The organism is Flaviaestuariibacter flavus (assembly GCF_004337505.1).
Taxonomy (GTDB): Bacteria; Bacteroidota; Bacteroidia; order Chitinophagales; family Chitinophagaceae; genus Flavisolibacter; species Flavisolibacter flavus.
This window is the reverse complement of the sequence record NZ_SJZI01000045.1, coordinates 1-23823: the sequence shown is the minus strand read 5'-3', so window position 1 is coordinate 23823 and position 23823 is coordinate 1. Positions and strand designations below refer to the sequence as shown.

Annotated in this window: 14 protein-coding genes; 7 read left to right on the top strand and 7 right to left on the bottom strand. The window is 57.6% G+C overall.

Annotated elements, in window-relative coordinates; translation table 11 throughout:
• The 5 genes from EPD60_RS12535 to EPD60_RS12515 form a co-directional block, all read left to right on the top strand.
• Nucleotides 1–2449: malectin domain-containing carbohydrate-binding protein (locus tag EPD60_RS12535; RefSeq protein ID WP_131449824.1), on the top strand; the 2449-nt coding region annotated here is incomplete at its 5' end.
• A gap of 180 nt (nucleotides 2450–2629) precedes the next feature.
• Nucleotides 2630–5476 carry a M16 family metallopeptidase gene (locus tag EPD60_RS12530; protein WP_243647828.1) on the top strand — a complete coding sequence of 949 codons (2847 nt, stop codon included), beginning with the start codon at nucleotides 2630–2632 and terminating at the stop codon, nucleotides 5474–5476.
• Between the two features lie 298 nt (nucleotides 5477–5774).
• Nucleotides 5775–8633, top strand: a complete 2859-nt coding sequence (locus tag EPD60_RS12525) for a M16 family metallopeptidase (protein WP_243647827.1) — start codon at nucleotides 5775–5777, stop codon at nucleotides 8631–8633.
• Nucleotides 8634–8979: 346 nt separating this feature from the next.
• Nucleotides 8980–11838, top strand: coding sequence for a M16 family metallopeptidase (locus EPD60_RS12520; RefSeq protein ID WP_243647826.1), 2859 nt, complete (start codon nucleotides 8980–8982; stop codon nucleotides 11836–11838).
• Between the two features lie 281 nt (nucleotides 11839–12119).
• Complete coding sequence (locus EPD60_RS12515) at nucleotides 12120–12308, top strand: hypothetical protein (RefSeq protein WP_131449822.1); 189 nt, start codon at nucleotides 12120–12122, stop codon at nucleotides 12306–12308.
• A gap of 229 nt (nucleotides 12309–12537) precedes the next feature.
• On the opposite strand, the gene EPD60_RS12510 is transcribed toward EPD60_RS12515, so the two are convergent.
• The 6 genes from EPD60_RS12510 to EPD60_RS12485 form a co-directional block, all read right to left on the bottom strand.
• Nucleotides 12538–13410, bottom strand: a complete 873-nt coding sequence (locus EPD60_RS12510) for a ferritin-like domain-containing protein (protein WP_131449820.1) — start codon at nucleotides 13408–13410, stop codon at nucleotides 12538–12540.
• A 19-nt stretch (nucleotides 13411–13429) separates the two neighbouring features.
• On the bottom strand, nucleotides 13430–14155 hold the full coding sequence (locus EPD60_RS12505) for a ferritin-like domain-containing protein (protein WP_207896645.1): 726 nt from the start codon (nucleotides 14153–14155) through the stop codon (nucleotides 13430–13432).
• Nucleotides 14156–14449: 294 nt separating this feature from the next.
• Nucleotides 14450–18031, bottom strand: coding sequence for an efflux RND transporter permease subunit (locus tag EPD60_RS12500; RefSeq protein WP_131449818.1), 3582 nt, complete (start codon nucleotides 18029–18031; stop codon nucleotides 14450–14452).
• Nucleotides 18032–18156: 125 nt separating this feature from the next.
• Nucleotides 18157–19308, bottom strand: a complete 1152-nt coding sequence (locus EPD60_RS12495) for an efflux RND transporter periplasmic adaptor subunit (protein WP_131449816.1) — start codon at nucleotides 19306–19308, stop codon at nucleotides 18157–18159.
• A 31-nt stretch (nucleotides 19309–19339) separates the two neighbouring features.
• Nucleotides 19340–20737, bottom strand: a complete 1398-nt coding sequence (locus EPD60_RS12490) for a TolC family protein (RefSeq protein WP_131449815.1) — start codon at nucleotides 20735–20737, stop codon at nucleotides 19340–19342.
• A 4-nt stretch (nucleotides 20738–20741) separates the two neighbouring features.
• Complete coding sequence (locus tag EPD60_RS12485; RefSeq protein ID WP_165871532.1) at nucleotides 20742–21356, bottom strand: TetR/AcrR family transcriptional regulator; 615 nt, start codon at nucleotides 21354–21356, stop codon at nucleotides 20742–20744.
• A 106-nt stretch (nucleotides 21357–21462) separates the two neighbouring features.
• On the opposite strand from EPD60_RS12485, the gene EPD60_RS12480 reads away from it, so the two are divergent.
• On the top strand, nucleotides 21463–22146 hold the full coding sequence (locus EPD60_RS12480) for a DUF502 domain-containing protein (protein ID WP_131449812.1): 684 nt from the start codon (nucleotides 21463–21465) through the stop codon (nucleotides 22144–22146).
• Nucleotides 22103–23083, top strand: coding sequence for a zinc dependent phospholipase C family protein (locus tag EPD60_RS12475; protein WP_131449810.1), 981 nt, complete (start codon nucleotides 22103–22105; stop codon nucleotides 23081–23083). Before EPD60_RS12480 ends, EPD60_RS12475 begins: the two co-directional genes overlap by 44 nt.
• 89 nt (nucleotides 23084–23172) lie before the next feature.
• Here the strand turns inward: EPD60_RS12475 and EPD60_RS12470 are convergent.
• A partial coding sequence (locus EPD60_RS12470) for an IS256 family transposase (protein ID WP_131449809.1) occupies nucleotides 23173–23823 on the bottom strand: 651 nt, incomplete at its 5' end.

The following is a 23823-nucleotide window of genomic DNA, read 5'->3' as shown; positions in this document are numbered from 1 at the left end:
GTTCAGCAGTAAAACGGTTTCCAATCCCACGGTCAGCGGCCTTGTAGCGGGTACCTATGTGTTTGCCCTGGTAGTGACGGACAACCAGGGCGCCACCAGCGCAGCCGATCAGGTGGCCGTTGCGGTAATCGCCGCGCCGGTTACGACGTTTTACCGTATTAATGCGGGCGGCGCGCAGGTGACCAACAGCATCGGCGTTTTCGCGGCGGATAATTATTTCACGCCATCGCCCGGCAACCGGTATAGCACCACCTCGGCCATTGCCAATACAACGGATGATGCCATTTATCAAAGCGAGCGCTGGGGCAACAACTTCAGCTATGCTTTCCCGGTAAGCAACGGCCAGTACAAGGTGGTGCTGCACTTTGCGGAGATCTACTGGACAGCGGCCAACAGCCGCGTGTTTGACGTAACCATCGAGGGTGTACGCGTACTCGATAACTACGACATCTTTGCCAAGGTGGGTGCCTTCGCGGCCACCACCGAAACCTTTACGGTGAACGTAACCGACGGCGTGCTGAACATCGGCTTCAGCTCGCTCACCGCAGCCGGTGGAAAGGATAACGCGAAGGTGTCCGCCATCGAGATCCTGGGCGCAAGCGCCGCTAACCAGCCGCCGGTGGCCAATGCCGGGCCGGATGTAACGATCACGCTTCCCACCAGTTCTGCTACACTTAACGGCTCGGGCACCGATGCGGGCGGCAGCATTGCCGGCTACAGCTGGAGCCAGGTAAGCGGACCGAATACAGCGACGTTCAGCAGTAAAACGGTTTCCAATCCCACGGTCAGCGGCCTTGTAGCGGGTACCTATGTGTTTGCCCTGGTAGTGACGGACAACCAGGGCGCCACCAGCGCAGCCGATCAGGTGGCCGTTGCGGTAATCGCCGCGCCGGTTACGACGTTTTACCGTATTAATGCGGGCGGCGCGCAGGTGACCAACAGCATCGGCGTTTTCGCGGCGGATAATTATTTCACGCCATCGCCCGGCAACCGGTATAGCACCACCTCGGCCATTGCCAATACAACGGATGATGCCATTTATCAAAGCGAGCGCTGGGGCAACAACTTCAGCTATGCTTTCCCGGTAAGCAACGGCCAGTACAAGGTGGTGCTGCACTTTGCGGAGATCTACTGGACAGCGGCCAACAGCCGCGTGTTTGACGTAACCATCGAGGGTGTACGCGTACTCGATAACTACGACATCTTTGCCAAGGTGGGTGCCTTCGCGGCCACCACCGAAACCTTTACGGTGAACGTAACCGACGGCGTGCTGAACATCGGCTTCAGCTCGCTCACCGCAGCCGGTGGAAAGGATAACGCGAAGGTGTCCGCCATCGAGATCCTGGGCGCAAGCGCCGCTAACCAGCCGCCGGTGGCCAATGCCGGGCCGGATGTAACGATCACGCTTCCCACCAGTTCTGCTACACTTAACGGCTCGGGCACCGATGCGGGCGGCAGCATTGCCGGCTACAGCTGGAGCCAGGTAAGCGGACCGAATACAGCGACGTTCAGCAGTAAAACGGTTTCCAATCCCACGGTCAGCGGCCTTGTAGCGGGTACCTATGTGTTTGCCCTGGTAGTGACGGACAACCAGGGCGCCACCAGCGCAGCCGATCAGGTGGCCGTTGCGGTAATCGCCGCGCCGGTTACGACGTTTTACCGTATTAATGCGGGCGGCGCGCAGGTGACCAACAGCATCGGCGTTTTCGCGGCGGATAATTATTTCACGCCATCGCCCGGCAACCGGTATAGCACCACCTCGGCCATTGCCAATACAACGGATGATGCCATTTATCAAAGCGAGCGCTGGGGCAACAACTTCAGCTATGCTTTCCCGGTAAGCAACGGCCAGTACAAGGTGGTGCTGCACTTTGCGGAGATCTACTGGACAGCGGCCAACAGCCGCGTGTTTGACGTAACCATCGAGGGTGTACGCGTACTCGATAACTACGACATCTTTGCCAAGGTGGGTGCCTTCGCGGCCACCACCGAAACCTTTACGGTGAACGTAACCGACGGCGTGCTGAACATCGGCTTCAGCTCGCTCACCGCAGCCGGTGGAAAGGATAACGCGAAGGTGTCCGCCATCGAGATCCTGAGTGCCGCGGCCACTACGCGGTCGTCGATATTGCCCGGCGCGGACCCTGCAGGCGCCGACCCGGCGTTGCGTGCGACCTTACAACCGCGTGCCTACCCGAATCCAACAACAGGTCCGATCATCGTGCAACTGCCGGAAGGTTTGCCCGGGCCGGTTTCCTACTCCTTGTATTCGGCTGCCGGACGCCGGCTGTTCAGCGAACGTTGCCGGCTGCCGAAAGGTACCTCATTACTGTCCCTGGACCTGGCGCGCTACCGGATCGCAGACGGTGTTTATTTCCTGGAATTGCAGTATGGGCCGAATCAGAAGATCATCCGCGTGATCCTCGCCGGCCGCAGCGGCACGAAATAAATGCCGGCGGCGCATTGGAATTGCCGTCCGACTGCCGCCCTGTTCCTGTTGGAATGGGGCGGCTCTTTTTTGGGAACTGCGTCCCGCCGGCTGTCCTTTTTCTTTTGATAAGTGGTAAGCGGATGCGCGCAGGATGGCGTATTTTACGATCCTGTATCAAAACTCCCAAATCCCTTCATAATGATGAAACGTAATGTACTGGTGCTTGCCGGGTCACTGCTCCTCTTTGCAGGAGCCGTGCGCGGCCAGGCAAAGCTGGTAGAGAAAGTAACCCGCAAGGGCTCCGAGCTGGTGATCCCTTACGAGAAGTACGTGCTGCCCAACGGGCTGACGGTACTTGTACACGAAGACCATTCCGATCCCGTGGTGCACGTGGATGTTACTTACCACGTAGGGTCTTCGCGCGAGGAGATCGGAAAATCCGGCTTCGCCCACTTCTTCGAGCACATGATGTTCGAAGGCTCGGACCATGCACCCAAGGGCACCTTCGACAAGCTGCTGCCCAACAACAACGGCAGCACCAATACCGACCGCACCAACTACTACGAGACCGTGCCGCCGAACAAGCTGGAGCAGGCCCTCTGGCTCGAGTCGGACCGCATGGGCTTCCTGCTCGATGCCGTAACGCAGAAGCGCTTTGAAGTGCAGCGCGCTACCGTAAAGAACGAGCGTGGGCAGCGCTACGACAACGCCCCTTATGGCCTCGCCAACGAAACGATCTCGCGCAACCTCTATCCGTACGGTCATCCCTATAGCTGGATGACCATCGGTTACCTCGAAGACCTGAACCGCTCCGACGTAAATGACCTGAAGAACTTCTTCCTCCGCTGGTATGGCCCCAACAACGCTACCGTTTCCATCGGCGGCGATGTAAAGCCGGCCGAAGTGATGAAGCTGGTGGAAAAATATTTCGGTGCTATTCCCCGCGGCCCCGAAGTGGCACCGGTAAAGGTGCCCGCGGTGGTGGTGGATAAAGACCGTTACGTGACGCACGTAGACAACTACGCCCGCCTGCCCCGCCTCTACATGGCGCTGCCTACAGTGCCGTTGTATCATCCCGACATGGTTGCGCTCGACTGCCTTGCCGAGATCCTTGGCCAGGGCAAGAACTCGGTGCTCTACCAGACCGCGGTGAAGAAGCAGCTGGCCCTGCAGGCGAATGCCTACCAGACCAACTCGGAGCTTGCGGGCGAGTTCCGCTTCGACCTGGTGCCCGCGCCGGGCAAAACGCTTGCCGACATGGAAGCCATCGCCCGTGCTGCGCTCGACTCCTTCGAGCAGCGCGGTGTGACCGACGAGGATATCGCGAAGTTCGTAGGCGCACAGGAAGCCCAGATGATCAACGGCCTGCAAAGCGTGAGCGGCAAGGTGAGCCAGCTGGCCGCCTACCAGACCTTTACCGGCAACCCGAATAAGATCGCCGAGGAGCTCGCCGAATTGCGCGCACTGAAAAAGGAAGACGTGCTGCGTGTATACCGCCGGTACATCAAAGGCCATGGCGCCGTGGTGCTGAGCGTGGTACCCAAAGGCCAGGATGCGCTGGTGGCCCGCGAACCCAACTTTAAGATTGATTCCAGCAATTACAACCGTCCCGATTACGGCTATGCCGCACTGAGATATGTAAAAGCAAAAGACAATTTCGACCGAGCCAAAATGCCCGCTGCCGGCCTCGTGCCGCCGGTGAAGCCGCCGGCCTTCTGGAAAAAAGAAATGGCCAACGGCTTGAAAGCAATCGGCACCTTCAATAACGAAGTGCCCACGGTTGCCGTTTCACTTTTCATCCCTGGTGGTCACCTTGCGTCAGCCAACGATAAGTCGAAGGCTGGTCTAGCCAGCCTGTTCACCGCCATGATGAACGAGGACACGAAGAACTACAGTGCCGAGCAGATCGCGCAACAACTCTCCAAACTTGGTGCTACGGTCAACTTCAGCAGCGGCGTCAACGGCATCACCGTTACGGTGCAGACACTGAAGAAAAATATCGACCCCGTGCTCGCCCTTGTGCAGGAGCGGCTCTTCAACCCGAAGTTTACCGAGACCGCTTTCAGTCGCATCAAGAATCAGCGGCTCCAGGGCTTCAAGCAAATGAAGTCGCAGCCCGCCGCAATTGCGGATGCCGTGTTTGCCAAGGTCAATTACGGTCCTGATCATATCCTCGGCATCAGCCAGCTGGGCACCGAGGAAACGGTGAAGAACATCGAGCTCAAAGACATCGAAGCGTATTACAACAATTACATCACGGCACAGGGCGCGCGCCTCGTGGTGGTGGGCGATATCTCGCAAAAAGAAACCGAGGAGAAATTCGCCTTCCTCAACAAGCTGCCCAACAAAAAGGTGACGCTTCCCAAGGTAGACCCCGCGCCGGCGGTAGATAAGACGAAAGTGTATATGGTGGATGTGCCGAAGGGCGCGCAGACCGAGTTCCGTGTAGGCTATGCCACCGGCCTCAAGTGGGATGCTACAGGTGATTTTTACAAATCAACGCTGGCCAACTACACACTGGGCGGCAACTTCAGCAGCCGTCTCAACCAAAACCTGCGCGAAGACAAGGGCTGGACCTACGGTGCCAACTCGGGCTTTGCGGGCAACAGCATCAGTGGTGAATTCCGCTTTGCTTCCGGCATCCGCGCCGACGCCACCGACTCCGCGCTCGTGGAGCTGATGAAGGACATCAACAACTACGTAAGCAACGGTCCCACCGACGAGGAGCTGCGCTTCATGCGCGACGCCATCGGCCAGGCAGAAGCACAGCGCTACGAAACGCCGGGACAGAAGGTGCAGTTCATCAGCCGCATCCTCGAGTATGGCTTGCCGGGCGATTACACCGTGCAGCAAAACAAGATCCTCAACTCCATCGGGAAAAACGAGCTGATCCGCGTGACGCGCCAGCGCATCCAGCCCCAGAAACTCAATATCCTGATGGTAGGCGACAAGGCCCTGGTGCAGGATAAGGTGAAGAAGCTTGGCTACGAGGTAGTGGAGCTCGATGCCGATGGGAAGAAAGTAGGGGAGAAGAAAGAATTCTAAAACGCAGGGCGTTTTAGAATATCGAATATCGATCAAGGAATATTGAATACCGAAGGGCCGTTCCGGAAGGGGCGGCCTTTTCCATTTGGAGCCGGGGAGAGAAGTAACGCTGATCCCGCATGCGGGCTACGCAGATCGCTTATGATTTTCGCTGATGCCGGTACCGATATCTGCGCTCATCAAAACCAATCATAAAAGATCTGCGTTCTTTCTGTCCCGCATTTCCGCTGGCAGCGCGGTTATCCCAGCCGAAAGGTTTATATTCAGGAACACATACTAAAACTTAAACCTTCCTATCATGATGAAACGCAATGTACTGGTGCTTACCGGTTCCCTGCTGCTCTTTGCCGGGGCAGTGCGCGCGCAGGCGAAACTGGTGGAAAAAGTAACCCGCAAAGGCTCCGAGATCGTGATCCCTTATGAGAAGTACGTGCTGCCCAACGGGCTGACGGTGCTGGTGCATGAAGACCACTCCGATCCCGTGGTGCATGTAGACGTTACGTACCACGTCGGCTCCGCCCGTGAAGAGATCGGCAAGTCGGGCTTTGCCCACTTCTTCGAGCACATGATGTTCCAGGGCTCCGACCACGTGGCCGACGAGCAGCACTTTAAAACCGTGCAGGGCGCCGGCGGCACGCTCAACGGCAGCACCAACCGCGACCGCACCAATTACTACGAAACCGTTCCGTCCAACCAGGTTGAGAAAATGCTGTGGCTTGAAGCCGACCGCATGGGCTTCCTGCTGGATGCCGTAACGCAAAAGAAATTCGAAGTGCAGCGCTCCACCGTAAAGAACGAGCGCGGCCAGAATTACGACAACCGTCCCTACGGGCTTGCCAGCGAAACTATTTCCAAGAATCTCTATCCGTACGGTCATCCCTATAGCTGGATGACGATCGGTTACCTCGAAGACCTGAACCGCTCCGACGTAAATGACCTCAAGAACTTCTTCCTCCGCTGGTATGGTCCCAACAACGCTACCGTGTCGGTTGGCGGCGACGTGAAGCCCGCCGAGATCATCAGGATGGTGGAGAAATACTTCGGCTCCATTCCACGCGGTCCCGAGGTGACGCCGGTGCAGGTGCCCTCCGTCAGCATCGACAAGGATCGTTACGTAACCCAGGTGGACAACTACGCCCGCGTGCCGCGCCTGTACCTGACGCTCCCGACGGTGCGCAATTATCATCCCGACGCCACGGCGCTTGACTGTCTCGCCGAGATCCTTGGCCAGGGCAAGAACTCGGTGCTCTACCAGACCGCGGTGAAGAAACAGCTGGCCCTCCAGGCAAGCGCTTTCCAGTTCAACTCGGAGCTCGCGGGCGAGTTTCGCTTCGAGATTGTGCCGGTGCCGGGCAAGTCGCTCGCCGATATGGAAAAGCTCCTTCGCGACGCCTTTGTTGAATTCGAGAAGCGCGGCGTCACCGACGAAGACATCGCCAAATTCAAAGGCAGCAACGAGTCGCAGATGATCAACGGCCTGCAGAGCGTAAGCGGCAAAGTGAGCCGCCTGGCCGCTTACCAGACCTTCGCCGGCAACCCCAACAAGATCGCCGACGAGCTTGCCGAGCTGCGTGCCTTGAAAAAGGAAGATGTCGTCCGCGTTTACAACCAATACATAAAAGGTAAAGGCGCCGTGGTGCTGAGCGTGGTTCCGAAGAGCCAGGAGCAGCTCGTTGCGCACGAACCCAATTTCACCATTGACCCGGGCGGATACAAGACGCCCGACTATGGTTATGCCGGTCTGAAATATGTAAAGGCAAAAGATAATTTCGACCGCGCCAAAATGCCGGCCGCCGGCCCCGCGCCCGTGGTGAAGGCACCTGCCTTCTGGAAGAAAGAAATGGCCAACGGAATGAAAGCGATCGGCACCTTCAACGATGAAGCGCCGACGGTAGCCATCTCGCTGTTCATCCCCGGCGGGCACATCCTGCAGGCCAAAGACCTGTCGAAAGCCGGCCTCGCCAGCATGGTAGCCGCCATGATGAACGAAGACACGAAAAACCATACGGCCGAACAGGTAAGCGTGGAGTTGCAGAAGCTGGGCGCCTCGATCAATGTGAGCAGCGGCCTCAACGGCATCACCATCAACGTGCAGGCGCTGAAGCAAAACATCGATCCCGTGCTGGCGCTGATGGAAGAACGGCTCTTCCGTCCCAACTTCTCCGAGGAGGCCTTCAGCCGCCTCAAGAACCAGCGCATCCAGGGCTTCAAGCAGATGAAGTCGCAGCCCGCCGCGGTGGCTGACGCCGTTTTTGCCAAGGTCAATTACGGACCGAACCACATCCTCGGTGTGAGCCAGGTTGGTACCGAAGAAACCATCAACAACATCCAGCTGAAGGATGTTGAAGCTTACTACAACAACTATATCACGTCGCAGGGCGCCCGCCTTGTAGTGGTGGGTGACATCAGGCAGGCCGAGGTAGAATCCAAGATGGCCTTCCTCAGCAAGCTGCCTAACAAGAAGATCGACCTGCCGAAGGTGGACCCGGCGCCCGCCGTTGACAAGACCAAGGTGTACCTCGTGGATGTGCCGAAAGGGGCGCAGACCGAGTTCCGTGTGGGTTATGCCACCGGCCTGAAACAGGACGCCACCGGTGACTTCTACCGTGCTACGCTCGCCAACTACGCGCTGGGCGGCAACTTCAACAGCCGTCTCAACCTGAATCTCCGCGAAGACAAGGGCTGGACCTATGGTGCCCGTTCCGGCTTCAGCGGTAACCAGATCTCGGGTGAATTCCAGTTTTCCTCGGGTATCCGTGCCGACGCTACGGACTCCGCCCTGGTGGAGGTGATGAAGGACATCAACAACTACGTCACCAATGGTCCCAGCGACGAGGAGCTCTCTTTCATGAAGAGCGCGATGGGCCAGGTGGAGGCACTTCGTTATGAAACGCCTGCACAAAAGGCCGGCTTCATCAGCCGCATCCTGGAGTACAACCTCCCGGCCGACTACACGGTGCAGCAGAACAAGATACTCAGCAACATCAAAAAGGACGAACTGGCCCGCGTCACCCGCCAGCGCATCCAGCCCGAAAAGCTGAACATCCTGCTCGTTGGTGACAAGGCCAGGGTGCTGGACAAGGTGAAGAAGCTTGGCTATGAAGTGGTGGAACTCGATGCTGATGGAAAGAAAGTAGGGGAGAAGAAAGAATTCTAAAACGCAGGGCGTTTTAGAATATCGAATATCGAATATCGATCAAGGAATATTGAATACCGAAGGGCCGTTCCGGAAGGGGCGGCCTTTTCCGTTGGAGCCGGGGAGAGAAGGAACGCTGATCGCGCAGGCGGGATACGCAGATCTTTTATGATTTTCGCTGATGCCGGTACCGATATCTGCGCTCATCATAACCAATCATAAAAGATCTGCGTTCTCTCTCTCTCGCCCAGCCGCAAAAGCCTCATTTAACGGGACAGATTTCAATTTTTTATGATAAGTGGTATCCGAAGCCCGGCAGAAACGCTTAATTTGGGGCCCTTATATCAAAACTAAAATCTCTTTGATAATGATGAAACGTAATGTACTGGTGCTTGCCGGCTCCATGCTGCTCTTTGCCGGGGCAGTGCGCGGCCAGGCAAAGCTGGTAGAGAAAGTGACTAAAAAGGGCTCCGAGCTGGTGATCCCTTATGAGAAGTACGTGCTGCCCAACGGCCTTACCGTACTCGTACACGAAGACCATTCCGATCCCGTGGTGCATGTAGACGTTACATACCACGTAGGCTCCGCCCGTGAAGAGATCGGCAAATCCGGCTTCGCCCACTTCTTCGAGCACATGATGTTCCAGGGTTCCGACCACGTGGCCGACGAGCAGCACTTCAAGCTCGTTCAGGCTGCCGGCGGTACTCTCAATGGTACTACCAACCAGGACCGCACGAACTATTTCGAAACCGTTCCGTCGAACCAGCTCGAGAAGATGCTGTGGCTTGAAGCCGACCGCATGGGATTCCTGCTTGATGCTGTAACGCAGAAGAAATTCGAGATCCAGCGCGCTACCGTGAAGAACGAGCGTGGCCAGAGCTATGACAACCGCCCTTACGGTCTTGCCAACGAAACCACCTCGCGCAACCTGTATCCTTACGGGCATCCCTATAGCTGGATGACCATCGGCTACCTCGAGGACCTGAACCGTTCCGACGTAAATGACCTCAAGAACTTCTTCCTCCGTTGGTACGGCCCCAATAACGCGACCGTTTCTGTAGGTGGCGATGTGAAGCCCGCTGAAGTGATCAAGCTCGTAGAGAAGTATTTCGGCGCCATTCCGAAAGGCCCCGAGGTAAAGGCTGCGAAGTTCCCGGCCGTAGTAGTGGACAAAGACCGCTATGTAACGCAGGTCGACAACTACGCCCGCCTGCCCCGCCTCTTCTTCACGCTGCCTACGGTTCCGAACTACCATCCCGACATGGTGGCGCTCGACTGCCTCGCCGAGATCCTCGGCCAGGGCAAGAACTCCATCCTGTACCAGTCGGCCATTAAGAGCCAGCTGGCCCTCAACGCCACGGCTTTCCACAGCAACTCCGAGCTGGCCGGTGAATTCGAGTTCGACCTCGTTCCCGCCCCGGGTAAGAGCCTGGCTGATATGGAAAAGATCATCCGCAGCGCCTTCGCAGAGTTCGAGAAGCGCGGCGTCACCGACGAGGACATCGCCAAATTCAAAGGCGCTACCGAGTCGCAGATGATCAACGGCCTGCAGAGCGTTTCCGGCAAAGTAAGCCGTCTCGCCGCTTACCAGACCTTCACCGGCAACCCCAACAAGATCGGTGAAGAGCTCGCCGAGATCCGCGCGCTGAAGAAAGAAGACGTCATGCGCGTGTACAACCAGTACATCAAAGGCAAAGGCGCCGTTATCCTGAGCGTGGTGCCGAAGAACCAGGAGCAGCTGGTTGCCGCCGAGCCGAACTTCAAGATCGACTCCAGCAACTACCAGAAGCCCGACTACGGCTATGCCAGCCTCAAATACAATAAGGCTAAAGACAACTTCGACCGCTCCAAGGTCCCCGCTGCCGGCCCCGCGCCCGTGGTGAAGGTTCCGGCTTTCTGGAAAAAGGATAACGCCAACGGCCTCCGCATCATCGGCACCGAGAACGACGAGGTTCCGACCATCGCCATCTACCTGTTCATCCCCGGTGGTCACCTGGCCTCTGCCGGCGACCTGTCGAAGGCAGGCCTCGCGGGTATGTTCACCGCCATGATGAACGAAGACACGAAGAACCACAGCGCTGAGCAGATCTCCCAGGAGCTCGCCAAGCTGGGTGCTTCGCTGAGCATCTCCAGCGGTCTTAACGGCATCACCGTGAACGTACAGACCCTGAAGCAAAACCTCGATCCCGTGATCGCGCTGATGGAAGAGCGTATCTTCCGTCCCAACTTCACCGAGGCTGCTTTCAGCCGCCTCAAGAACCAGCGTATCCAGGGCTTCAAGCAGATGAAGTCGCAGCCCGCGGCCATCGCCGACGCCGTGTTTGCCAAGGTGAACTACGGTCCGAACCACATCCTCGGCATCAGCCAGGCGGGTACGGAAGAAACGATCAAGAACATCGAGCTGAAGGATATCCAGGCTTACTACGACAACTTCATCACGTCGCAGGGCGCCCGCCTTGTAGTGGTGGGTGATATCAAGCAGGCCGAGGTAGAATCCAAAATGGCTTTCCTCAATAAGCTCCCCAACAAGAAGATCGCTACGCCGAAGATCGACCCTGTGCCCCCGGTTGACAAGACCAAGGTGTTCCTGGTGGACGTTCCGAAGGGTGCCCAGACCGAGTTCCGTGTGGGTTATGCCACCGGTCTCAAGTGGGACGCTACCGGCGACTACTATCGCTCGGTGCTGGCCAACTACGCGCTGGGTGGTAACTTCAACAGCCGCCTCAACCTGAACCTGCGCGAAGACAAGGGCTGGACCTACGGTGCCAACTCGGGCTTCACCGGCAACCAGGTAGGTGGTGAGTTCCGCTTCGCTGCCGGCATCCGTGCCGACGCTACCGACTCCGCGCTGGTGGAAGTGATGAAGGACATCAACAACTACGTGAAGAACGGTCCTTCCGATGAGGAAGTGGCTTTCATGAAGGATGCCATCGGCCAGTTCGATGCCCTCCGCTACGAAACGCCCGCCCAGAAGGCCCAGTTCATCAGCCGTGTGCTCGAGTATAACCTCCCCGCCAACTACACCGCGCAGCAGAACAAGATCCTGAGCACGGTGAAGAAAGACGACCTGAGCAAGATCACCCGCCAGCGCATCCAACCGGAGAAGCTGAACATCCTGCTCGTTGGCGACAAGGCCAAGGTGCTGGAGAAAGTGAAGAAGCTCGGCTACGAAGTAGTTGAACTCGACGCCGACGGTAAGAAAGTAGGCGAGAAGAAAGAGTTCTAAAAACGCCCTGCGTTTTTAGAATATCGAATATCGATCAAGGAATATCGAATATTGAAAGGCCGTTCCGCAAGGAGCGGCCTTTTCTTTTGGTGACTGAAGAGAAAGAACACAGATTTTTTAGATCCTTATGATGTACGCAGCCTTCGACTACGCTCAGGCTGACAATTTCGACTTTCCTCAGGCTGACCATGTCATGGTGAGCTTGTCGAACCATGCGCATTCCGCCTGCGGGATCAGCGTTCCTTCTCTCCTCCGGCACTCTTTTTTAAGGAGCTTCTCCAATGAAACACCTCAAGCTTGGCGAAAGACTCCTGAAGGAGCTCAATAAGAAGTTTGCGCCCGCCACTTCGTTGCAACTGAAGGTCGGCGGTTTCGACATCGCGCTCGACCGCTTTGCCCGCACCCTCAAGTGGGACCGTGAAGGAAAGCTGATCAAGGATCATTGGGAGCGAAAAGGCAAAGCCAGTTGAGATATTTTCCTGGTATCGTTTGTGTGAAACTTAAACAAACCAATTACCATGATACCATTTGCCATAGGACTCGTCGTTATTATCGCCGTTGTTATATGGTTGCTTTCCAATTCGAGGAAGCAACGCGGCGGCACCGATAATCCTCGCGAGGGCGATATGCGTTGATGCCCTGTTTAAATAAAAAAGCGGCTCCGGAGACGGAGCCGCTTTCTCTTTTTAACCGTGCCTTTTAAACGATGAAGGGGTCAACGATCGCAAGCACCTGCGCCTTGGTCAGCGGCTCGTCGAAAGCTTCTGTAACCTTGTCCGTAGCCACCGTGGTGAACGTTGAAGCGGCTACGTTGCCCTGGGTGCTGTTCTCCTCGCCGTTGTAGCTCAGCTGGATCTGTGCATCCAGGCCTGAATTGCCCGTAACAATGTTGCTCTGGTTGTTGGTGATCCAGGGCTTCACATTGTTGGCGCCGAGCGTATTGTTGGCGCGGCGCATCTGGCGGATGTGCGACGCGTGGCGGGCCTCTACCGAGTGGATCTGGAGCGCCGCGGTGAGCACCGCTTTGTTGCTCATCAGGTTGCCGGCCTGGCCTTTATAGGCGCGCACGCCGGTATCTTCAAAGGTTTGCGCAACGGCCAGGAAGGTGGGATAGCTGGTAAACAGCGTGTTACCCAAGGGGCCGCCGCCGGAGGCGCTGTTGCCGGCCGACCAGTCGAAGGTGGGCATGGCTACCGCCGAGCCGCCGAGGGCCTGGATGGTGGCCTTCAGGAAGTCGACATGCGCCTGCTCGTGCGCGGCGATGGTTGCGATGGCGCCCTGTGCGGCAGTTGTAGGAATCAGGCTGGCCCCGGCCATATTGCCCTTTTTGTAAAATTCGGCTTCGAGGTATTCAAGCGTGAGCGCGAAGTTGAGAGTGTCCAGCACCGCGGCCGGCGTGCTCTGCCCGTAGGCCTTCTTGAGCATGGAGCCCAGCACGGTGGGGATCGCCGCCATCGCGAGCGTCTTGCCGATAAACGAAAAACGTTGCATCACGTGACGGCGGGAATCGAGGCGGTCATACACCTCGGGATCCACGTTTTCGAGCTCGTTGAAAATATTCTGGAGGTTCATGAATTTGTCGTTTTACAAATTAGGAGGGAAGGTTGGCACCGCTGACGGGCGTCGACAGGAAGTTGTTGGCGATGGCAAGTACCTGTGCCGGCGTGCGCACGGCGTCGAGGCCCTTGCTGTTGTCCGCACCAAGCGAAACGAGGTCCGGGTCGTCGAGCTTCGCAAAGGTGCCGTTCGCGATCAGGTCGCGGATGAGCGCGGCATGACGTGCTTCCACCGATACGATCTTGCCGGCAAGCGTCAGGAAGTCGCTGCTTTGCAACAGCCGCCCGGCGCCGTTATAGGCCGACACACCCAGGTCTTCGAATGCCTTTGCCGTATTCAGTACGGAGGTGCGGTCGGCAAAGTTGACCGACGAAAAGTTGGGTGTGAGGTCCTGGATGCGGTTCGATCCGAGCGCCGCTTTGAAGAAGTCGCGGTGCGCCACCTCGTGATCGCGGATGTCGGCGAGGTACTCCATCTCGGTGGCGTTCATCCACGAGGTGGTTTGCATCACACGCACATAGAAGGCTGCTTCCAGTTGCTCGAGTGCGTAGGCGTAGTTGAGTACGCCGGTATCACCGGTGCCCAGGTCAACGGCGGGCGTAGCAGGCGTTACAACAGGGTTGTCACTTTTCTTACAGGCAACGCCTACCAGGGCTGCAGAAGCGGCAGCGCCGGAGAAAAGGAGAAATTTCCGGCGGTGCATCATCATGTCCGTCGACGACGATGCCTGCCCATTGGGTGCCACAGCATTAGGATCCATAGCTTATATGGTTTAAGATGAAAAAATGAAAAGCGATTCGAGAAGCGTCCGATTGAATTACGGGATCGTGGTGATTCCGGTTTTCGTGAAGACAGAATTATTTTTCAGGAAAGCTTCGTTGCAATTACCGGGCGCCGGCATTTGTTTCAGGAACCGGAAGATGGCTGCATGCGTACTTATACAGGTGGGATTCTTATGGCTGTGCCTGTGGGTAAGGCTTTGCGCAAGGCAACAAAAAAGCGGTCCCGACATTTCTGCCGGGACCGCTGCCATTCTGATCGTGAATATCCTTCCTTATATCTGGGTCGTCAAAACAGGTTTGGTTTTTACGACTCGCTGGCGGCCCATCCATACGCGGCGCCCCTGAAGGCGGCGTACCGCGAACATGACGCCCACCAGTACGAAGAACAGCGGTCCGAGGAAGCCCAGCAGGGCGATGAACTTGCTGCCGTAAAAGCGTTCCATCGGCCGGCGCAACCGCTCGGCAATGAGGTACATGCTTGGCACCATCACCAGCGTCAGGAAGAACGCGAAGATAAGGCCGTAGATAATTGTCCAGGAAAGTGGTCCCCAGAACACTACCGAGTCGCCACCGAAGAAGATGTTGGGGTTGAGCTCGGTGAACATCCGCACGAAGTCGATGTTGAAGCCCACCGCCAGCGGCAACAGCCCCAGCATCGTTGCCAGCGCCGTGAGCAGCACCGGGATGATGCGGATCTTGCCGGCCTGGATGGCCGCCTCGCGCGTGCGCATACCGCGGCCGCGGAGCTCGTCGGTGAATTCAATGAGCAGGATGCCGTTCTTGACCACAATGCCCGCAAGCCCTACGATACCCACGCCAAACATGATCTGCGCGATGACCATGCCCGTGATTGCATAGCCGAGGTACACACCGATGATCGAGAAGAAGATCTCCGTCAGCACGATGAAGGGCTTCGACATGGAGTTGAACTGCAGCACGAGGATGAGGAAGATCGTGAGCAGGGCATAGATGAGCGATTTGCCGAGGAAGGACATTGTTTCCGCCTGCTGCTCACTCACACCACTCTGGCGCACGGTTACCGTCGCCGGCATTTTGTATTTGCGCTTGAACTCATCGAGCTTCAGGGCAAGGGCGGCGTTGATCTTATCGGTCTTGCTCATGTCCAGCACGTTCGACTGCAGCTGGATGGTGCGCTTGATATTCTTGCGGCGGATGCCACCCGTGGTGTTGGTGTAGTCGATATGTGCCACTGCGCTGAGCGGGATCTGCTTGATGGCGCCCGTGGTAAAGTCGCGGAAGGTAAGCCGCATGCTCATCAGGTCGGTGATGTTGTTGCGCACAAGGTCGTTGTAGCGAAGCTGGATCTTATACTCGTCCTCGCCTTCCTTCAGCTTGCTCACCTCGCGGCCGAACACTGCCGTGCGGAGCTCCATACCGATCTGGCCCGTAGAAATACCTTCCGCCATCGCGCGCTCGCGGTCAACGATCACCGAGATCTCCGGGTTGGTAAGATCTACGTCGGTGCGCAGGTGCTCGATGCCTTCCACGCGGTTGGTGTCGATATAATTTCGGAGGTCGGTAGCTACGCGGGCGATCTCTTCGAAGTTGTCGCCGATCACTTCTACGTTTACCGGCGGATCGGTCGGGGGACCGCCGTTTTCCTGGCTTACCGTAACCTCGGCCCCGGGGATGCCCTGCACCGCCTCGCGGATGGCATCGAGGTAGGGTTGGGTGCGCTTGCCGTGACGTTTTTCAAATTCCACGAAACACACCTGCACGCGGCCCAGGTTGGGCTGGGTGGAGCGGTTGATGTCGTTGGGATCGCCGGCGCTGATAGCTACGTTGGCAATGATACTTTCCACGATGGAGCCCTGGGTGCCGGGCTTTTCTTTCTCCAGTACTTTATAGATACGCTGCTCCAGCACCTGCGTCACCGAGTCGGTATACTTCACATCGGTGCCCACCGGGAGCTTGAGATAGGTAAAGACGAAGTTGGGATCGCCGCTCGGGAAGAAGGTCGACCCGTTGCCGCGCAGGTTCTGGAGCACCAGCGCCACGGGAAACAGGATGAACATGGCCACCAGCAGCCAGGCCGGGCGGCTGCCCACCAGCACCCAGCGGAGGAGTCCTTCGTAACGGTTCATCAGGCGCGGCATCAGCCGGTTCTGGAACCAGTGGATCACGTCGCGCAGCACAAACACGTTGAGGACCGACAGCGCTGCCATGAAGAGCAGGAAGTTGCCGAAGCCATGCCAGCCGGCCACGTTGAACAGGATGCCCAACGCAACGGCGGCCCAGAAGATGGGACGGCGGAACAGGTCGCGCTTCGGTGATTCATATTCCCGTCCTTCGGGACGCATGAACGAAACGGCGAATACCGGGTTGAACACGAAGGCCACGATGAGCGAGGCGGCCAGCGTGAGAATCAGCATCGTGGGCAGGTAGATCATGAACTTGCCGATAATGCCTTTCCAGAACAGGAGCGGGAAGAAGGGCGCCAGCGTTGTGGCCGTACCCGCCAGCACCGGGATCCATACTTCGCCCGCGGCTTCCTTGGCGGAGCGCACGATGGGGATCTTGCCGTTGGCATAAATACGATGGGTATTCTCGATCACCACGATAGCGTCGTCTACGATGATGCCGAGGCCGAAGAGCAGCGCAAAGAGCACGATGAAGTTGAGCGTGATGGGCGTGCCCACGATCCAGTCGGCGACCGGGAGGAAAAGAAAGGCGACGAATACCGACAACGGTACGGAGAGCGCTACGAAGAAGGCGTTGGTAACACCCATGAAGAACATCAGCACAATGAGCACCAGCACGAAGCCGATGATGATGGTGTTCACGAGTTCGTTGAACGAGGTTTTCGTCTGCTTGCTCTGATCGCCGGTGAATACGGCGCGCAGGTCGGGGGGCAGCTCGCCGGCTTTTTGCATGGACGCGATGGTGGCCTTCACTTTGTCGGCGGCGTCGATGAGGTTTTCGCCCGAGCGCTTCACGATGTTGATCGTGATTACGGGCTTCCCGTCGAGGCGCGCGTACGACTCGCGTTCCTTCATCGTATCGATGATTGTGGCGATGTCGCGCAGGTAGATCGGCGAGCCGCTGGTGTTCTTCACCACGATATTCTGCATATCGGTTGCGGCGCCGAACTGGCCTTTCACCCGCAGGGTGCGCTTCATCTCGCCCACTTCGATCTGCCCGCCTGTAACGTCGTTGTTCTCGTACTTGATGGCGTTGTCGATATCGTTGAAGGTGATGCGCGCCGCCTGCATCTTATAGGGATCTACATTCACCTGGATCTCGCGCTCCGGGGCGCCCACGATGTCGGCGCGGGTGATCTCCCTCAGCTCCTCGATGCGGTCCTGGATGTCATCGGCGAACTTCTTCAGCTTCATGGCGTCGTAGTTGCCCGAGATGTTGAGATACATGATGGGCATCTCCGAAAACGAGAACTCCTGCACATCCGGCTCCTGGGTGAGGTCGGTGGGGAGGTCGGTGCGTGCCTTGTCCACGGCGTCCTTCACCTTTTGCTTGGCTAGGTCGGTCTTAACATCGGTGTCGAATTCAACGGTGATCAGCGAATAGTCCTGCTGCGAGATGGAGTTGACCTTGTTCACCTTCGCGCCCGAGATCGACTTGATCTGCTTTTCGATGGGGCGGGTGATGAGGTTCTCGATGTCTTTCGGCGAGTTGCCGAAGTTGACCGTGACCACCGAGATGGTGGGCACCACGATGTCGGGAAACTGCTCCTTCGGCATCGTGTTGAATTTCATGAGGCCATACGCTGTGATGAGTATGGCGAGAATGTATACGACGGTCTTGTTGTCCACCGCCCAGCTCGTCACCGGGAACTGCTTGAACTTTTTACCGACGCCTTCGATGATCTTTTTCATTTGCTTCCGTTTTACCTCACCCCCAACCCCTCTCCGGTACGGAGAGGGGAGCGGGCGCGGTCGTAAAAAAGAGTGCTGTCTCTTCCTTCCCCCTCTCCCACAGGGAGAGGGGGAAGGGGGTGAGGTTATTTCGCTACTGCTACCAGCTGCCCCTCGTACAGGTCCTGGTAGCCTTCGGTGATGAGCTGGTCGCCGTTGCTGAGGCCGCTTTTCACTTCGATCCGCTCGCCGTAGGATTCGCCCACGATGATGCTGCGCTTGCGGGCTACGGTTTTGGCGCCTTCTTTTGCCAGCACATACACATACTTGCCTTTCTCGTCGCTCTGCACCACGTTGAGCGGCACGGTCACCACGCTGGCGTTTGCATAGTCCTGGATCTTCACCTGCACCACCTGGTTGGGTTTCAGCGCCGGGTCGGCCGGGATGCGGGCTTCTACCACAAAGCCGCGCGTGTCGGCGTTGATGGCCTGGCTGATCACCGAGATGGTGCTGTTGACGGTACGCTTCAGGTCGGGCAGGTAGATCTGCACCGGCGTGCCCTGCTTTACACGGGGCAGGTAGTTTTCGGGAATGTTGGCGGTAACCTTGAGCGCGCTGTTGTTGACGATCTTGATGTGCGGGCCCATCGGGTTGGCCGCAAACATCTCGCCGGCGTGTACGGTCACTTCGTCGGCGATGCCGTTGGTTTCCGCATACACATTGCTCATGCTGAGGCCTTCGCGGGCGGTAGCGAGCTGCTTCTCGAGGTTGGTGACGTTGCTGCGGGCCTGCACCAGCTGTACTTCGGTGCCGATGTCTTCCTTCCACAGCTTCTGCTGGCGGTTATAGAGGTCGCGGGCGGTAACCAGCTGTGCTTCTACCGATGCTACCTGGGTGCGGGCTACGGCGTCATCCATGCGGAGCAGCAATTGTCCTTTACGCACCGCTTGTCCCTGGGTTACATATACAGCCTTCACCAGGCCGCCGCCGTTGCGGGGCGCGGCGTAAGAGATATTGCTGCTTTCCACGCGGCCCTGCAGCTCGATGAAATGCGTGAAGTTGTCGGATCCGAGTGCCAGCACCGACACGAGCCTGGCGGTAGCGGCCGCCGCCGAAGGGTCGGCCTTTGCGATGTCGGCTTCCAGTGCCGCTATCTGGTCGCTCAGTTTTTTCTGGTCGCCGCGGAGCTTTTCAAGCTTCGCTTTCTTGTCGTTCAGGTCGCCGGCGGCGTCCTTCTTGGAGTCGCCGCAGGCGCTGAGCACCAGCAGCAGGATTATTCCGGGTAAAAAGCGTTTCATATTCTTCTTTTGGGGTGGTGGGGTTTTGGTTTTATTGAAGTTTGCCGGTGGCGTTTAAAAAGTCGATGCGGGCCACGATGGCGTCGTAGAGGGCTGCGATATAGCTGTTCTGTGCCGTGCGAAGCTCCGTGTCGGCCGCCGTGATCTCGGTTTGCGAGCCGGTGCCGACCTCGTACTTACGGCGGGTCTGGGCGTATACTTTTTCGGCAAGCTCCAGGTTGCGCTTCTGGTTGTCGAGCGCTGCCAGGGCATTGTTGAAGTTGTTGCGTGCCGTGAGTACCTGGTTGTCGATCTGCAGCTTGAGGCTTTCCAGGCTGTTCTGCGACTGCTGCAGCGCCAGGCGTGCGCGCTGAACGCGGGCCGCCCGCGCAAAGCCGTCGAAGATGGGTACCGACACATTGATGCCGACCGAAGCGCCTTTGCTCCAGGAGCCGCCAAAGCCGAACTTGTCCGACTGACGCAGCAGGCTGTAGTTCGACGACAGGGCTACCGTGGGGAAATAGGTGTATTGGTAGCGCTTGATATTGTATTTATTCAACTCAATGCCTTTTTCGAGGTATTGCACTTCCTTGCGGTCGGAATAATTGAATTGCGTGGCATCCAGCACCTCGTTGCGTACCTGCTCATAGCTGACGGTATCCTTCAGCACGATGGAGTCGCGCGACGGGATGCCCATCAGCAGCTTGAGGCCGAGATAGCCATTGTCGATCTGGTTCATCACCCGCATACGGTCGGTGCTGAGGTTGTTGAGGGCCACGTTCACTTTGTCGATGTCGAGCTTTTCGGCAAAGCCGGCATCATAGATCTTGCGGGTGTCGGCCGCCAGCTTCTGAAAGCGCGCGATGTTGGCATCGATGATACGCACCTGGTATTTCGCGGCCGCCAGCTGGTAGTACACTTTGTATACGTTTACGCGTACGCCTTGCTCGGTAAGCTCCGCGGCTTTGCGGGCGAAGTCCATCGAGGCGCGTCTTGCCTGCAGCCCAACGAATACCTGCCCGTCGAACAGCAGTTGCTGCAGCGACACGCCGGCATTGTTGTTCCACTTGGTGCCGAAGGCCGCCTCGATAAAGCCGACGTCCGAAGGCAGTGCGATGGCCTGTCCCTGGCCGTTCTTTACGCCCTCCTGGGCCAGTACGCCATAGGTGCCCAGGGCGATGAAGTTGGGAAAGCGCTGGGCCAGCACCATCGGGTTGTAGGTGATGCCGAAGTTGCCGTTCACCTGGGGATAGGCATTGGCGGTGATCTCGCGGTTGGTTTGCTCCTGCATGGCCACGTCGATCAGCGCGCTCTTCACCTGCACGTTGTTCTTGCCGGCGAGGTCGGCGGCTTCTTTGGCGGTCAGCTCATAGCGTTGCTGCGCCCCGGCCGTGGTGGCGGCCGCCAGCAGCAACAGCAGCAAAAGTCCTCCTTTGGGTTTTGGTGTCATCTGTTCAATTTTTGGTTCGTTGTTTCTTGTATTTCTGAATAAGCCGTTCTCCTTTGGCAGTGGCGATTCCATAGAGGAAGAGATCGAGCAACTGTTGCTCTACGTACAACAGGTTGGTGCGGCTTGCCGGGAACAGGTCCATGTTGAAGGCCACCATAATGGTGTGGATGCGGAAGCGCGTGATGATCTCGATGTCGAAATTGTCGCGGTACAGTCCTTCCGCAACGCCCCGCTCGAAGTTGGAGCGTATGATGCCGTAGAGAAACTCGTTCTGGTAGGCCTTGAACTTGGCGAAGGTCGGCGCATGGTATTTTTCCATGTCGTAGAGCAGCGACGGGTTCATTTCCGACAGCATCACCTGCACCTGGTCGAACTGGAGAAAAACTTCGTGGATGGCATTCTCGGCATGATGAATACAGCTGCCGCAGGAGGCTTTGTTTTCATCCATCATCGTGGAGAAAACGGCGTTGACGAGTTCTTCCTTGTCGACGTAATACTGGTAGAGGGTCTTCTTGGACATACCTACCTGGGCGGCGATATCGTCCATCGATACGGAGCGGATCCCGTAACGCTTGAACAGCTCGTCGGCTTTCTGAAGGATGCGTTGTTTCGGTTCCATAATCGGGCGCAAAACTATGGAAACTATTTTCGTTACCAAAGTTTCCAACAGGTTTTTTTGATGAAAACACCATTTCGATGGATGAACCGTTGGATACCTTTGCCGCATGGACAATTTGCAGCCGACGCAAAGTGATCGCTTTAAGTTTCGTAACCTGTTTCGCTATTTACTGCAGGGACTGCTCATCATCGCGCCGGTGGCTGTCACCGCCTGGGCGGTATACTGGATCGTTGATTCGGTAGACAACCTCATCCCCATTTTCGTGGTGAAAAACGCCGAGGGCAAGCTCGTCATCCGCAACTACGGGCTCGGCTTTGTGATCATCATCGCGGCCATCTGCATCATCGGCTACCTGTCCACCTTCTTCATCCGCAACCGCCTCTTCTCCATATTCGACTCGCTCCTGAGCAAGACACCCGGCATCCGCTTTATCTACTCCACCGTCAAGGACTTCACCGAGGCCCTGGGTGGTGAGAAGAAGAAATTCAACAAGCCCGTGCTGGCCAATATCGACGACAAGGACGTGTGGCGGGTGGGCTTTATCACGCAGGAGCACGCGCGTGATTTCGGGTTTACGGAAGACTACGTGGCCGTTTACATCCCGATGTCGTATTCCATCGCCGGCAATGTGTACCTGCTGCCGGTGGCGCGTGTGCGGCCCATCTCCAACGTCAATGCCAGCGATGCGATGAAGTTCGTGCTCTCGGGCGGGGTGACGCAGGTAGACGAGGAGAAACACCGACACCATGAGACGCCGCCACCTGATCCGGACCCTGCTGCTATGGGCTAGCCTGGCGCCGGCCCTCCCCGCGCACAGCTGGGGCTTCTGGGGCCACCGCCACATCAACCGCTACGCTGCCTTCGGCCTGCCGCCGGGCCTGCTGGCCCTGTACAAGCCGCACCTGGCCTATCTTTCAGAGCACGCCGTGGACCCCGACATGCGGCGCTACCTCCTGCCTTCCGAAGGGGCGCATCATTATATCGATATCGACCGCTATGGCGCCTGGCCCTACCCGGCCCTTCCGCGCCGCTGGGACAGCGCCCTGGCAAAGTATGGGCAGGATACGCTGCTGGCCAACGGCATCGTGCCCTGGTGGGTGGCTACCGTGCAGCGGCGGCTTACCGAAGCGTTCAGGGCGGGTGACAAGGAGCGGATCCTCAAGCTGTCGGCCGAGCTCGGTCACTACATAGCCGATGCCCATGTGCCCCTGCATGCCAGCAGCAACCACAACGGGCAGCTGACCGGGCAGACGGGCATCCACGGGTTGTGGGAAAGCCGTATTCCCGAGTTGCTGGCGGAGCGGGATTGGCAGTTTGTGGCCGGGCGCGCCGCCTATATCGAAAAGCCGCTGGATTTTATCTGGGAGCGTGTGCTGGAAAGCGCCGCCGCGGCCGATACGGTGCTGGCGGTGGAGCGGGGGCTCGCGGCACGCTTCCCGCCGGGGCAGCGCTGGGGGCTTGCCGAGCGGCGCGGCAAGCTGGAGCGGCAGTTCAGCGCAGAATACGCCACGGCCTTCGATAAGGCCCTCGGGGGCATGGTGGAGCGCCGGATGCGCCTGGCCATCTGGGCCGTCGCCTCCTTCTGGTACACCGCCTGGATCGATGCCGGCCAGCCCGATGCGGCAGTACTGGCAAAAAAGCCGCTTACCGAAAGCGATAAAGAAGAAATGGAAAAGCTGCAGGCGGCGTGGCGGAAAGGAGTGTGGCAGGGAAGAAGCGAAGACTAGGGCGGGAACGAGAGAAAATGAGAACGAGAGGGCGAACGAATGAGAACGCTTTACGAAACGCTTCGGTAGTGCTCAGTTAAGTGTGTCATTTATTTATTCAGCCTGTCTGCGTACTTCAAAGTTAGCTCTGTACGGACGGTTGTCCATCCGAACATGGTGCCTTGCCACCTGGTGTTAGCATTTATGGTGGCCAGGTAGATTTGCTTGACGATAGCATCTTCGGAAGAGAACGCGCCTTTTGTCTTGGTGACTTTGCGCACCATGCGGTGGTAGCTCTCAATGGGATTGGTGGTATAGATGATTTTTCTGATAGCAGGCGAGTAGTTGAAGAACGTGCGGAGCCGCTCCCAATTGGTTCGCCAGCTCTTGAAGATGACGCTGTATTTGCTACCCCACTTCTTCTCGGCTTCCTCCAGGTAATGCAGGCCCATGGCTGCATTGACGGCCTTATAGATCTGCTTCAGATCGCGCACAAAAGGCTTCAGGTCCTTCCAGTTCATATACTTCATCGAGTTGCGCATCTGGTGCACCAGGCACAACTGCACTTCGGTCTGAGGGAATAAGTCTTCGACGGCCTCCGCAAAACCCTTGAGGTTGTCGATGCAGGCAATCAGGATGTCCTGGACACCCCGGTGTCTCAGGTCGGCGAGCACCGAGCGCCAGAAAGCCGCTCCCTCGTTTTCTCCAAAGTAAATGCCGATCACTTCCTTTTGCCCTTCCGTGGAAACGGCCAGTATGGA

Excerpts from the sequence above, each read along its gene's own strand:
- EPD60_RS12530 (WP_243647828.1), top strand. The coding sequence starts at position 2,630 with ATGATGAAACGTAATGTACTGGTGCTTGCCGGGTCACTGCTCCTCTTT.
- EPD60_RS12525 (WP_243647827.1), top strand. The coding sequence starts at position 5,775 with ATGATGAAACGCAATGTACTGGTGCTTACCGGTTCCCTGCTGCTCTTT.
- EPD60_RS12520 (WP_243647826.1), top strand. The coding sequence starts at position 8,980 with ATGATGAAACGTAATGTACTGGTGCTTGCCGGCTCCATGCTGCTCTTT.
- EPD60_RS12515 (WP_131449822.1), top strand. The coding sequence starts at position 12,120 with ATGAAACACCTCAAGCTTGGCGAAAGACTCCTGAAGGAGCTCAATAAG.
- EPD60_RS12510 (WP_131449820.1), bottom strand. The coding sequence starts at position 13,410 with ATGAACCTCCAGAATATTTTCAACGAGCTCGAAAACGTGGATCCCGAG.
- EPD60_RS12505 (WP_207896645.1), bottom strand. The coding sequence starts at position 14,155 with ATGGATCCTAATGCTGTGGCACCCAATGGGCAGGCATCGTCGTCGACG.
- EPD60_RS12500 (WP_131449818.1), bottom strand. The coding sequence starts at position 18,031 with ATGAAAAAGATCATCGAAGGCGTCGGTAAAAAGTTCAAGCAGTTCCCG.
- EPD60_RS12495 (WP_131449816.1), bottom strand. The coding sequence starts at position 19,308 with ATGAAACGCTTTTTACCCGGAATAATCCTGCTGCTGGTGCTCAGCGCC.
- EPD60_RS12490 (WP_131449815.1), bottom strand. The coding sequence starts at position 20,737 with ATGACACCAAAACCCAAAGGAGGACTTTTGCTGCTGTTGCTGCTGGCG.
- EPD60_RS12485 (WP_165871532.1), bottom strand. The coding sequence starts at position 21,356 with ATGGAACCGAAACAACGCATCCTTCAGAAAGCCGACGAGCTGTTCAAG.
- EPD60_RS12480 (WP_131449812.1), top strand. The coding sequence starts at position 21,463 with ATGGACAATTTGCAGCCGACGCAAAGTGATCGCTTTAAGTTTCGTAAC.
- EPD60_RS12475 (WP_131449810.1), top strand. The coding sequence starts at position 22,103 with ATGAGACGCCGCCACCTGATCCGGACCCTGCTGCTATGGGCTAGCCTG.